This is a genomic window from Paenibacillus sp. MBLB1832 (assembly GCF_032271945.1).
In the GTDB taxonomy this organism is placed as follows: domain Bacteria; phylum Bacillota; class Bacilli; order Paenibacillales; family NBRC-103111; genus Paenibacillus_E; species Paenibacillus_E roseopurpureus.
The window spans coordinates 1895725-1909498 of the sequence record NZ_CP130319.1 but is presented as its reverse complement, the minus strand read 5'-3'; the positions used below and the strand labels follow the sequence as shown (position 1 = coordinate 1909498).

General features: G+C 40.7%; 11 protein-coding genes. 1 reads left to right on the top strand and 10 read right to left on the bottom strand.

What is annotated here, in order from left to right; all coding sequences use genetic code 11:
* Positions 1–12: 12 nt before the first annotated feature.
* The 8 genes from MJB10_RS08400 to MJB10_RS08365 all read right to left on the bottom strand — a co-directional run bounded on the left by MJB10_RS08400 (position 13) and on the right by MJB10_RS08365 (position 9600).
* A complete protein-coding gene (locus MJB10_RS08400; protein WP_314803431.1) occupies positions 13–993 on the bottom strand; it encodes an ABC transporter permease in 981 nt (326 codons plus the stop codon).
* Between the two features lie 170 nt (positions 994–1163).
* On the bottom strand, positions 1164–2252 hold the full coding sequence (locus MJB10_RS08395) for a response regulator transcription factor (protein WP_314803428.1): 1089 nt from the start codon (positions 2250–2252) through the stop codon (positions 1164–1166).
* Positions 2249–4054, bottom strand: coding sequence for a cache domain-containing sensor histidine kinase (locus MJB10_RS08390; protein ID WP_314803425.1), 1806 nt, complete (start codon positions 4052–4054; stop codon positions 2249–2251). The genes MJB10_RS08395 and MJB10_RS08390 overlap by 4 nt, the downstream gene beginning before the upstream one ends.
* A gap of 215 nt (positions 4055–4269) precedes the next feature.
* Complete coding sequence (locus tag MJB10_RS08385) at positions 4270–5349, bottom strand: GerAB/ArcD/ProY family transporter (protein WP_314803423.1); 1080 nt, start codon at positions 5347–5349, stop codon at positions 4270–4272.
* Between the two features lie 15 nt (positions 5350–5364).
* Entirely contained in the window at positions 5365–5598 is a 234-nt protein-coding gene (locus MJB10_RS08380) for a hypothetical protein (RefSeq protein ID WP_314803420.1), read from the bottom strand.
* Positions 5595–6815: a Ger(x)C family spore germination protein gene (locus MJB10_RS08375; RefSeq protein ID WP_314803418.1), complete on the bottom strand. Its 1221-nt coding sequence runs from the start codon at positions 6813–6815 to the stop codon at positions 5595–5597. The genes MJB10_RS08380 and MJB10_RS08375 overlap by 4 nt, the downstream gene beginning before the upstream one ends.
* Before the next feature lie 27 nt (positions 6816–6842).
* Positions 6843–8303, bottom strand: coding sequence for a spore germination protein (locus tag MJB10_RS08370; protein ID WP_314803416.1), 1461 nt, complete (start codon positions 8301–8303; stop codon positions 6843–6845).
* Between the two features lie 175 nt (positions 8304–8478).
* On the bottom strand, positions 8479–9600 hold the full coding sequence (locus tag MJB10_RS08365) for a polysaccharide deacetylase family protein (protein WP_314803413.1): 1122 nt from the start codon (positions 9598–9600) through the stop codon (positions 8479–8481).
* Positions 9601–9842: 242 nt separating this feature from the next.
* Between MJB10_RS08365 and MJB10_RS08360 the strand changes: the two genes are divergently transcribed.
* Positions 9843–10622: a helix-turn-helix domain-containing protein gene (locus MJB10_RS08360; RefSeq protein WP_314803411.1), complete on the top strand. Its 780-nt coding sequence runs from the start codon at positions 9843–9845 to the stop codon at positions 10620–10622.
* A gap of 20 nt (positions 10623–10642) precedes the next feature.
* Here MJB10_RS08360 and MJB10_RS08355 read toward each other — a convergent pair whose 3' ends face one another.
* Together MJB10_RS08355 and MJB10_RS08350 are read right to left on the bottom strand one after the other, a co-directional pair.
* Positions 10643–12121 (bottom strand): hypothetical protein, encoded by a 1479-nt coding sequence (locus tag MJB10_RS08355; protein WP_314803408.1) that lies wholly within the window; start codon positions 12119–12121, stop codon positions 10643–10645.
* A 772-nt stretch (positions 12122–12893) separates the two neighbouring features.
* Positions 12894–13544: an SGNH/GDSL hydrolase family protein gene (locus MJB10_RS08350; RefSeq protein ID WP_314803405.1), complete on the bottom strand. Its 651-nt coding sequence runs from the start codon at positions 13542–13544 to the stop codon at positions 12894–12896.
* Positions 13545–13774: the final 230 nt, after the last annotated feature.

Here is a 13774-nt window from a genome sequence, read left to right as displayed (position 1 = left end):
ATGATCTCCTTTCTAAAATAATCCTTCTCCCGTGACTTTCTTACTCAACTTATTAGCCCCCACAAGTAATACAAAACCGATCACTGATTTAAAAAGTCCAATCGCGGTTGTTGCACTAAATTGCCCGTTTTGAATCCCAATTCGGTAGGCATACGTATCCAGAACCTCTCCCACTTCATAGCTTATAGGATTAAGGAAAATGTAGATTTGCTCGAAGCCCACATCCATGACGCTGCCAATTTTGAGCAAGAGAAGAATCACGATTGCTGGCAGCATTCCTGGAATCGTTACATGCAGAAATTGCTTCCAACGGTTTGCACCATCGATCTTAGCCGCTTCGTAAAGAGATGGTGAAATACCGCTCAAGGCTGCTAGAAATATGATTGTACTCCAACCCATTTCCTTCCAAATACCTGATGCAATGACAACTGTTCGGAAATATTCGGCAGATTGCAGGAATGGAATAGCCTCTCCACCTAACCGTTCAATTACACCATTGACTAATCCTGTCTGCGTGGATAGCATCATATAGGCTAGACCATATACCAATGCCCAAGAAAGAAAATGAGGCAGATAGACAATCGTTTGTACGGTGCGTTTAAAAGCAGACTTTCGCACTTCGTTCATAAGAACAGCCAGAATAATCGGTGCTGGGAATGCAAGTACGATTTGATAAAGAGAAATAATCAGGGTATTTTTAAATAATCTAAAAAACTGTGGTCTCGTAAGGAACTGCTCAAACCATTGCAGTCCCACCCATTCGCTGTCCAGGAACCCGCGAAAAATGTTGTAGTCTTGAAAAGCAATAACACTCCCCACTAAAGGCAGGTATTTAAATACAATGAAATACATAAATACAGGTACAAGCATGATATATAACGGCCAATTTTTGATCATATAACGCCACATTGACTCTTTCAATACCGTTTTTTGTTTACTTCCCTGCAGTTTCATTCCTTCTAGAACCTTTGCCCTATCCGCTTGAATTTCCATCTGGTTACACTCCTTTAAACATCTATGTCTCTCTCTGTCTTGTCTCTAATTGTAGAATAATGTTATAGAAGGGACTAGGTACGAATCTTTCGATTTCGGGTGGGGATCTTTCGGAGTTCTTATTTCACCCCCTCCAATGTACAAAAAAAGAGACCTCTCGGCCCCTACGATTAAGATTTCATTCTTCGTTTATAATCTAGCGGACTGAGTCCATAATGCTTCTTGAACAAGCCAGTGAAGTGTTTCACATTCTCATAACCTGTCTGATTGGCAATTTCGTACACTTTTAGAGATGAGTCCATTAACAAATCGCGTGCCGCAATCATGCGTTCAGCCACAATAAAATTCCATACGGTCGTACCTGTTTCTTGTTTGAATAACGTGCACATGTAGGTCTTGTTCATCGAAACGAGTTCAGAGAGGCTCTGAAGGCTAATATCTTCGGTGAAATGGACCCGAATATAATTCTTTATTACATCAACGACTCGGACCGTTTGTTGATCGCGAACCCCTTTCATTGCACTGATCAATTGATTGGCGCCTTCTTCCAGCCTACGAACTGCACACAATCGAAAATAGCTGCGGATCGAACTTATCTCTAATCTTTTCTCTCCCATCTTGAGGTCTTTGCCTTCTTCGAGTTGAAGGACAATTTTGTCGTCAGTTAGCTCTTCGATAAGCATATGTAACCAGGCATTTGATAGCTCATTCAGCAGATAATATTTCCCTTCTACCCACCCTTCCAGCAATTCCAGCGTTTCCACAATCAATAATGGCATCGTCTCTGTATGTGTCGTACGAATCTGCTTCAGCCAGCGTTCGATCCATGATCGATGATGGGGAAGCTTCTTCAGCAATATGAATGCTGCGTCCCGACGGCGACTCTCTGAAAGTTGTTCGGAAGCTGTCGACAAGGCTGCCTTCATCTGCTTAAGATTGATTGGTTTTAAAATATAATCAAGTGCTCTTAGCTGTATACTGTGCTTGGCGTAATCAAAATCATCGTAAGAAGAAACAACCATAGACATCATCCAAGGATACTTTGCATTAATTTGTTCAATGAGTCCCAGCCCGTCCATGACCGGCATTCGAATATCTGTAATACATAAGTCAGCATAATACTCTCCTAACCAATCCAGTGCCTTTTGACCGTTAGATGCATTACCTGAAACGACAGTCGTATCGTTGAAACCCTCAATTAATTTGGTTAAGCTCTCCCTTATAAGGGGTGTATCATCTACCACTAGAACCCGTATCATAATATAATTCCCTCCTTCGTTTGATAGGGAAAACGCACAGTGATGCGTGCCCCCCCAGTGTCAACATTTGAAATAGAAACACCGCTCATGTCATCATGATAGATTGTTCTTAACCGATAATGCACGTTCAAAACCCCCACTCGTTTTAGCTCCATCACATCCTTGACTGGCTTATCCATCCGAAGGTGATTCCGCAGTTCGATCAGTTTGTCTGGTGAAAACCCTGAACCATTGTCCTCAATGATTATGCAAATATAACGGGCGTCCACTTTTGCTGCTGTAATCATAACCGACATCGGCTCACCCGTTTTCTCATACCCATGTTTAATACTGTTCTCAACAAACGGTTGAACGATGGCCTTCAAACATCGTGCTTCCTTAATCCCCTCTTCAATTTGACACGTGAATTGCACCTCATCCCGATACATCGTTTTCAATATACAAATGTAATCAAATACATGGTTCATTTCTTCATTTAGCATAACAAGAGATTCCTGATAATTGGATGTATAACGGAGCATATTTGAGAGCGCGATTGTAGTCTCATGGATATCCATCTGACCAGCTAAATGAGCCATGCTATTAATGGATTCCAAAGCATTATATAAAAAATGCGAATTCATTTGTGCTTGCAAAGCCGATAAAATAGCACGTTGCTGCATTAATCTAGATTCAGCAAGCTGATTAATCGATACATCGATGCGATCGAGCAGATGATTGTAAGCTCCTCCGAGTTCTGCCACCTCATCAATACCTTTAACCTCCATCCTTATATCTAATCTTCCCATGCGCGTCTTTGCTATGGTCCTTCTCAAATCTTTTAACCTACTGGTGATCGAGGAAGCCACAAGAATGACAAGTATACTGGCGATTAGAACGCCAATAACCATCATTCCAATGGTCCAGTATCTAATATGGATAATGCTTCGTGCCAAATCGTTATAAGGGACCATCGCTAACACCCTCCAGCTAGTGTTGGGGATAACCCTGTAAACAATCATTTGTTTGGTCTTTTCCATATAATGCGAGCCAACGGAAGCGTTACCAATTGACTCCAGTATCGACGCCTCTACGGAACTTCCGATGAGATTGAGTTCAGGCGCTGAAATAATACTTCCCTGCTGATCGATAATAAACGTGCTCCCGTTATTGCCCAATTCAATTTCATTCAGAATAGATTGCGTTGGAAGAAGCGAGAGATCCAAAACCATATAGGCTATTTTGGTACCTATAATGAATTTTTGGGCATATGAAATCACCGGAATCTTCTCTAATTGACCTTCACGGTTATAATAAGAGCTACTGACTGAAACTGTACGCTCTGGTTTACCAGATAAAGATAAAAGTTTCCCCCATGGCTCCTCTTTGAAATCGTACTTGGGAGTCAATACATTACTTTGCGTGCTATTTCGAAATACGTTTTGATAACCAAGTTCACTATAGAATACGATTGACAGTGTTTCTGGATGGTAGGCAATGAACGGATCAATAAATCGATCATTCATTTCCTTAAAATGCTTGAGAATTGTATACTCGTTTCCGTCTTGAACGCTAGCCCATCGTATAAATTCATCGCTTGCACCTAAATTTTGGAAAAAGTGCTCGTTATCATCAATATATCGGCTTAAATTGAAATTAGCCTGCTTCAGGATTTGATTGCTGAACCTTTCCACATCAGAGTTGATGGCTTGAACGCTTTTATAATAGCTAAAGCTGCCGATGGACGTAATAACAAAAAAGATACTTACCGATATCAAAGAGACCAACTTCCATTGCAGCGAGCTCCTCAGCTTCACAAACATCTGCTCCCCCTACCTTTCTACTAACAACTATAGCTAGATAGTATGACTAAAGGAAGCAGAAAAGCAATACAAAAATAATTTGACTTATCAATCTTCATCAGGCATGTGTAGATTTTTATTGAAGAACTGCTTACTTCCCTTTTGTTAGCCGCGTAGTCTCAACCAAATAAATGCTGTTACGAAATATTCTCGGCACGATGCAATTGATGATGCGATTATGTTTGTTTTGTTTTTATCCTTCCAATTACCCATAAAAGTATGGGTAATACATAGCCAAATACCATCGCATAGGAAGGCCAAATCGTTATAAACTCATTTAAATAAGTCAGATTAGGCCATACAACATCAGCCATAATGAATGCTATCCCAGACAATGGAATTAATAAAGAACGATAGTTCTTTATTGACAATGACTCTGATAAACCTTTTGCTGATATATACATTAATAAACTAAGTCGACAAAACATTGAAATAAACCAGATGACCGCGACAAGCACCTCGAATCGCTCATAAAAACTAGCGAAACTAATGGTTCTAATGACAAAGTAACTTGGAAACACCAGATTTTCTGTTAATTCGGGACTTAGTACAACCAATACAGATCCAGTAATGATGAAAAAGAAAATTCCGCTAATCATCGTGCTTTTAATTAATATCTTTTTTAGGATTTTACCACTTTCTACGAATGGTACGAAAAACAATAATAATACACTTTCCATAAAAGGAAAGGCTGCTAAAAGTAAGGAAGCACGTATGGGAGGTTTCCATCCATGCTCTAACACTGGAAGTATCTGATCTACTTTATAGTTAGGAATGACGGACACAATCAGGATAAGCATTAAGAACATTGCAAGTGGGAAGAAGATTTCTACTGATCTTACTAATGGTTGAATGCCCAAATAAAGTGCATATACCACAGTAAACAGCATGATCGCGTAAATGACCTGAGCGGGGGTTTGCGGGATGATTGAGGTAGTTACAAAGTCGCCTAAATTTCTTAATGTCAAAATGAAAATGAGAAAGGGGAACATGAAAATGAAAAGGGAAAGCAGTGTTCTTCCTCCTACATTTCCAAAAAGTGCTTGAAAATAAAGGAATACCGACTTCATTTTCATTTGGTTACTAATTGCCACATAGAGCGGAATGAAAAGGAAACTTATAGCTATTGCAATTATAACTGCAAGCCATGCATCCTGTTTGGCTACAGCGGCTAATCCTGCAGGTATAATTAACATTGAACTCCCCAATTGATATAAGATGATCCATAACGTGAGTTGCCTCGATGTCACATACATTGTGATTATTTCTCCTTATTTCAGCATGGCATCCATGATAGCACTAACCGGTTTAAAGGCAATCTTAATCCCCTCGACAGGATTAGGTATCTTAACCTGGAACAGACTAAGCATTGCAAAGATTAATGCAACTGTGTACGAACTTCCAACAACGAGAGTCTCCGTACGTTTTTTTTGTTTCTTAATTACGCGAACCTCTTTAATTCCAGCAATGATTAAAATAGAAAGTATAATCAGCTGAATGGTCATTTCTCTTCTACTCCTCGATTAAGTCTATTTTCAAGTGAATTTATAGTTTTCCCAATTTTTTGTAGTTTATAATCAAGCTCAACATCGATAGGCATCTTCTTGAAGTTTTCATTCCAATTTGTTTTTAGGACGGCCCACTGTTTAGGAAATTTGTGGTGAAATGCAATACCAAATCCAAAGATGTCAACACCATAATCATCCTGAACATGTCTAATTCCTTGATCCACGATCTGATACAGCCTCTCCTTTCCAGCTTGCTGTAATTGGAGAAAATCCTCTTCTTTATTTAAGTCTACATTACAGTGTAACTCACCAATGTTCCCCTCCGTTTTCAGTACAATGCGAACGGCTGGCACACCACTGCGCATCTCAGGCTTAATTTTCGCTTTCGACTTTGTGATCTCAACAACAAACTCATTAGATCCGTTTGGACATGCGGCTTTTCCGACTGTATTTCTAACTTTGTTCACAATGTAATTATAAGCTTTACTGTCTGACTCCCCTAGCCAACCTAGAAATTTGTCTTCACGAAAAACGCCAATATCTTCGAATTGGTATTCTGCATAGGATTTTGGCTGTTTAACATTATCCATCTTGGAGCCTTTGACCGAATTACCGCGAATGGTTAATCCGGTTAGAACGGGTTCAATGCCTTCCTTCACAAGCATTTGGTATAGTTCGACAATCGTGATGGCCGCTGTTGGTGCCCACACCTTTTCAGATAATTTCAGAGAGCGATAGAGTTCTATGGCTGGCAATACTTCCGTTGGTGTAACCAGGGATAATATCTCCCGAGGCGAATATTTTTTGGAAAGAACGGTATAAAAATCGGGGCGCGGTTCATAATCGCGGAGGATCTGATCTAACGCATCACGAATCCCCTTTCTTGCTACTTTTTCATCCAGAATAAGAAGACGAAGATGAGCTCCGTACATTTTACGCGACGTTTTGGTTGTTATTTTCCGAATGGCTTCGTAGATCGTTCTCTCTTGCTCTGAAATGACTAGCGTTGGTGAGCGATCAGCTTTGCGATTTGAAGACATTTGTGAAGTATCTACAACCTGCATGGTTACCAAATATTCCTCATTCACCATTTCAATACCCATACCAATAACTACAGAAAGATCATTGAGTTCTTTTCGATTCCAGCAACCAGTCAAGATTTCAGAAAGTACAACTCCCATTACTAATAGAATTACCCTTCTTTTAGCTGCCAACCTTTCATTCAACTCCTACTGATTCGATTAATTTTTATTACGAAATGCCCAATATGGAAAACGCAGAATGGCATCTTTCTGTTTTTGCAGGTGGAATGGAGCAGAAGGGCTTAAATAGGGAATACCGAAAGATTCCAAGCTGTTGAGATGTAGGATCAGGACAATCATCGCAATGGTAATTCCATAGACACCAAAAGATGCAGCACTCGCCATAAAAGCAAATCGAAGCATGCGTAAACCGATAGACATGCCATAAGAAGGTATCACAAAACTTGAAATGGCGGTAATCGAAACAATAATAACCATGGCCGCTGACACAATATTGGCCTCTACTGCAGCTTGACCGATAACAATAGTGCCCACAATTGAAACAGCTTGACCGATTGTTCTTGGCATACGGATACCAGCCTCCCGAAGGATTTCAAAGGTAACTTCCATTAACACAGCCTCTATAAAGGCTGGGAATGGAATGCCTTCCCGCTGGGCTGCCAGACTAAGCAGAAGATGGGTAGGTAGCATATCCTGATGGAAAGTAGTCAATGTAATATAAATAGCTGGTGCAAGTAAACAAATCAACAAAGCCAAATAACGAAGAAGTCTAATCGCATTACTATATAAATAGGGTTGATAGTAATCTTCTGCGGATTGGATAAAATCAACAAATAATGCAGGTACCAGAAGAACAAATGGCGTTCCGTCAATAAAAATAGCAATCTTTCCGTCAAGTAATCCTCCTGCAATCGTATCTGGCTTGTCCGTATTATAAATGGTAGGGAATATCGTTTTGGTCTGATCTTTAAGAAACCACTCTTCCAGATATTCCCCTTCCAATACTCTATCTAGGGGATATTTCTCGATAAGTTGGAGTAGAGTTTGGAGCATATTTTCTTCAGCCAAGCCTTGGATATACATGACCCCAATATCCGTCTTCGTCATACTGCCTGCCTTTTTTGAGATTAATTTGACGTTAGGATCTTTAATTCGCTTGCGTACTAATGTTGTGTTGGTTCGGAGGGTTTCAGAAAAGGCTTCCTGAGGACCACGTACGACAGATTGCGTTTTAGACTCAGTGACACCTCGATCTTCCCATCCAGGGATAGAAAAACATAGCCCTTGTTGGGAGCCCTGCCATAGCAAAAGCACCTCGCCTGACAGCGTAGCTTCAATCCCTTTTTCCCAGTGATCTACCATGAGTACTTCGCTTACATCAACAATACTATGCTGAATGAGAGATAGGACTTCGCTATGATCCACTTCAATCCTATGTCCACAATTTAAAATTGAAGGAATAACACATTCCTGTAAGGTTGGCTTATCAATCATTCCGTCAAAATAGAACAAGGCCAACCTTACTGGTGGGAGGATTGGCCGCTGAATGGTAAGCTCCCGAATTACAAAATCAGCGCTATCTCCAATCATCGATTTAATTTGCTTCATTCTAAAATTGAAATCGCTGATAAGATCTTTACCTGGAAGGTCCTCATCCATATAATATCACCTGCCAATTATTGGTTTTTATATGTTTTCCAGTTGGGTACAATTTTATGTATTTCCATCAAAATTGGATGTTAAATGCATCAGGGCGAACCTGTGTATCCGTAGTAATTAATAAAGGCACACCGTTAACTAGGTGTGCTTTTCGTTAATCCGGCTAAAAGGTCTCCTATTTTTTACTGCCGGCTGTTAGTTTAGCTAGAAATAATTTGTCTGACATATAAGGAGAACCACCATTAATTCGTTTTATAAGTTTATCATTACTTGAATTTATGCCTTCAATCCCTGTGAAAATAAACGGAATTCCAATTTGTTTGGCTTGATCAATAACATCCTGATTATATTGGCCATGCGGCAAGCAAAGCAAATTAATGGAATTACCCAATTTGGCGTTGAGAATATCATCGGCTTTCTTAAAGTCATTTTTAATTCTTGCCTTATATTCGGTATCCGTTTCAGGTATATGCGTTGTTGGATTTACTGTCTTGGTTACTAGTTTAGAAATTTCTTTTCCACTCACGAAAATTGAATCATGGGAATTATAGGTATGAGAATAAAAACTGAATCCCTCCTTATGCATGTCTTCAATTTCGGACCAAGTTAAAATTGGCGGTTGTCGAACGGTACCATCCTCGATATAGCTAACGATGAGAAACATAGTCGCCGTCATGCCCTCTTTTTTCAGCAATGGATAAGCATATTTGTAAAAAGACTCATAGCCGTCATCAAACGTAATAACGACTGCATTCGGCGGTACAGACTTCTTTTGTTGCAGAAAATCTATGAAATCCTCTATTGAAATGACATGAAAACCATTTTTTTTTAGTAGTTGCAGATGCGAATCAAACCGTTCCGGTGTAATGGTTACCGAGGATTCATGCGAATCAATGTGATGATAGGTTATGACTGCAACCTTGTCCCGATAAAAAACCGTGGAAGGAGCACTAATTGTTTGAGATTGTTGTGCTATTTGGGATGAAACGGCTAGGTTAACTTCACTAAAAGCCTTTTGTGTTGCTTCAAGGCTAGGCATTTGTTGAGCGTTTGCTGTTGGGCTTTCTGTTGCTTCAAGGCTAGGCATTTGTTGAACGTTCGGCATCGGACTTTCTAGTGCCTCTGGGTCATGTAGAGCGGACTTCTCGGAAACGACCTCTGGTGTTGGTTTTACAGTTTGCATAGAGTTCAATAAAGGATGTTGAGTTGAATAATGATGTACAATACCAAGTAAGACCCATACGACCGCGATAATTAGAGAAAGTCTACGCCATTGGTTTTCTGTAAAAATATTCATCTGTTAAGTGCCCCTTAAAAGCTAGTTTCTCTCATTATAGCGCTTTCATATGGAAACAAGAATGGATCAGAATTTTCCATATGTAATTAAAGGCAGACTCAGATTGGGCAAGGCGAGACAAAAGCCCTGAAAATATCCTGCTAATAAAGCTCAATTTTGCACGATTCGAGCACCTTCAATTGACAATTCTAATGGGCAATAGATATACTAATTTCTACTCGATTGCACAAGGATGATTACTCTTGAAAACGAATTACATTACGCAAAAATCTCTGTTTACCATCGGAAATATCAGCTTTATTACCGTACAACGCCCCCAAGGACATAAAATATCGTATTCCGAGGGCAGAAGCCAGCATTCGTTCATCTATACGTTCAGCGGCACCATGTGCTATAGTTTTGAAGACCCTGCCACCAGCAATATTATGGCCCCTGCAGGACAATTAGTATTTCTTCCTTCGGGGACCCGTCACGCGAGTACCTATCTGGATACCGAGAACGAGGTCGGAATTGCACAATGGGATCTAATCAACGGGGAGCTTCCTTATTACATTGCCGCACCGACCCTGATCACATTTGATCATGCGGAAGAGATCTTCTCTTCTTTTCGTACGAACTTGAAAGCTGGAGTCGGCGATCATGCGATGTATTATTTTTATCGAATGTATGAATTGCTATGGCATCTCTCCAGGAAAATTCAGAACATTCCTTATAAGTACAAAAAACTGCAACCTGCTCTAGATGAAATGACTGTGAATTTTGCAGACCATCGTAAAATCAGCTATTATGCGAATATGGCTGGGATGAGCGAGCCGGGATTTCGCCGGCTTTTCACCGAATTTACCGGATTATCTCCGATTGATTACCGCAATCAAATTCGACTCCAAGAAGCAAAAAAACTGCTTCGCAGCGGGGAATACCGCATTGACGAAGCAGCAGAAGCCATAGGATTTACCAATCTGTCTTTTTTTTGTCGATCTTACAAAAGGTTCTTCGGGCATAGCCCGGGAAAAGAGAAATAATCGTTTGGTCAAATAGGCAATTACTTCATACTTATTAAAGTTCTGTCCACAACGAGTATGGGAGAATCATATACGGGGATATTCTTAAAAGTATAAACGTCACCTTGTTTTCTCCATTGTTCGGCCGGTATTTCATAAACTCCACCCGTTATCATATCCACATAAACAGGCTCATCGAAGTTTCCATTTTCAACATTAAATTCCAAACAGTTCAGTTCATGCTCGTCTCTTGGTATAGCGTCATCTGCCCACATGGCATATAGCTGCTTTTGTGAATCCTTATTTCGGTAGCCATATACTGAAATACTTCTGTCCGTATTTAGTGAATATGCAGAGCGTGACCCGCTTGGAGCAATGTGATAGGTGTGCTTTAACATTTTCAATCTTTCCAGTGTATGGTCAAAGATCGAGGTCACATGTTGGATGGCATAATAAGCGATCTTTGGCCTTACGGCCTGATTATCGAAAGCAGATTCAACAATTCCTTTCGTATTCTTTCTTCTAATCGGGCCATTGCCGGAATAGTTCATGTCAATTATACCAAAAATGCTGCACTCAATGTCGTTACCAAGGTTCTCAAGCATTCTTCTTATATCCCACTTGGCTTGTGTTACTTCACACCAGTTATAATTGGAAAGCGCTCCTCCTGTACCACCTACGGAAGGCGCACCATTTTCACCTTGCCTCATGATCATACCCGGAGCAAATTTTTCTACGATTTGTCTCATCTTGTATACAGCAAGTTTATTGGCATCAGGATTATAGACATAGTCATGATAAGTGACATTGTGGAATAATTCGATTGACTTCTTCTCGCTCAAATAGGCAAAAAATCTTTCTACATATTCAACATCGATATGTCCTAAAGCAAGGGCTGAAATTCTTGCATCTGGTTGAATCCTTTTAATAATGGTTGCTGTGCGAATATTGAAGTCGGCCGTAATTTCAGGCGTATTGACCAAGTTATCACTAAAGTTGGGTTCATTCCATACTTCCCAATCTTTCACTTTTTCTTTATATCTTGTTACCAGTGCCACTACCCAATTCTCATAGGCCGCTAGCGCTTCTTGAGATAACGGCATCCCTGCTCCCAGATTTTCACCGCCACCGCCGGGATAAATAGGATTTCCATATCCGGTTTGCAACCACGGCATAAAACCTCTGTCAACCGCATCATGAATAATGTTATCCATCCACGTCCAATCATATATCCCTTGGACTTTTTCAGTTTTTGCCCATCCCCCTTGCATACGAAGCACTTTAATCCCTAATGCAGAAATATACTCCTTATATTGATGATAATCCGCATAATCGCGATCTAATGTTTCGCATCCAAGCATCCAATTGGAGGATTCTATTTCATCTGTTCTTCTAGATCTCACACAACCAATATATGGAAGATCAATTGGAAGATCAGGCTTTTTTATATGGAATCCATCTACGTTGTCTGAAGCCCTTGGACTGACATAGAACGTTCTGTCAGATCTTACTGAAGTCATGTATATTCTCTCCCTAACCCGTTAGTACCATCTCAAATGCAAGACAGCTTTACATCTAGCATACAGAGATATCCTTCAACTGGTCAATGACAGATCCGATCTATTTTTGCACTATTCGAGCATTGTGGTTCTCATTAGGGTCCGTAACCTTTGAGAATGAGTTGTTAAAGAAGCTAACCAGGAATGCTGCACCACTCAACAATCCGAGAAGACCAAAAAGAACGGACGGTGAAGCCCTAATAAGAAGAATACCTGCTCCCATGCTGGTAATAAAGCCGCACAATCCGGCTGCAGCTGCGCTTACACCGATTGCGGTTGCACGTATTTTCGGCTCCACTATTTGTGACAGATACTCCATACTTGCTGTAATAAACAGAGTAAAGGCTATTCCCAAGAGATTATTGACCAACGTTATATGTCCGATATTTCACCAAAGTGCGTATTGAAACGGCCAAAACCCTTTTAAAGACATCTACCATGAAAATATTAGAGATCTCCGAACATCGAAAACAAGCAGCGTTTCTTTAGTAGATTACTATAAAGATTATTGATAGTTGATTCGCCTGGGCCAACTCCTTGTTTGCCGACTTTGTCCTCGATGTGCTGAGACTGCGTCCTTTTTAACACATGTCTATTATTCAAAAGGGAAGCGAATCCGCTTCCCTTTTGACATTCGGCCGATATCCAACTCAAAAACTATTTCCTCGGGACAGGTAGGCCATCACCCAAACTTAGAGGTTTCGAGCAACGTAAGCCCGTCTTCAAGCTGTTCTTAAAAGTATGAGAACCCAATCGTTGCCAAAAATGCCTTAGCGATTACCATATGCCCCACCACAGACGGATGAACACGGTCCCAAGCAAGAGTAGCCGGGTAAATCTCCCGCAAAACTGGTTCGAACGCAGCTTGCGTATCCACGAACAAGCAGTCACACTCCTCCGCGACACGCTTTACGATCTCCCCGTATTCATCCATCGTCTTCCGCATCGCGTCCTCCCTGTTGGGCTCGATGTAGAAAGGAGTCATCAAAACGATGCCTTTTACTTGTGGCTTGGTTCGTAACACAAGCTCTCGCAACGTAGCCTCATACTCCTCCGAGTATACATGAGACTCCCTAATAGTAGGTTGATCATATTGCCGCCAAACATCGTTGATCCCGATCATGATTGAAAGCCAGTCAGGTTTTAGATGCTCTACATCCGTAGCCCAACGCTCTTTTAAATCTCGGATGGTGTTCCCACTATTCCCCATATTTATAACCCGAATTCCCTTCTCGGGATAGGTACTTTGAAGGAACGCATCTACCAGCGAAACATAGCCTTTACCAATTCCTGCAAATAGTCCTTCTCCATATGGATGCTTACGTTCACAATCCGTGATTGAGTCTCCAATCATGATGAGTTTTTCGCCTTTTTGTAAGAGCATGTCTAAAGCTCCTCCTTCATTTATAGTGACCTAATACCAAATTTCCTCATGAAAAGAAAAATCCCTGCGAACTGGCTTTATCTGGGGCTAATTCTTCAACCAGTCTTTCGTAATCATACATAGCCAGTCGAATCTCGTCCATACTTACATCCAAATAATAACATATTCCCCCACATTAAAACTCGTTAGCACAAAAGGCTGCCCGCGGCAGCCTTTTTACGTTTTTTCAC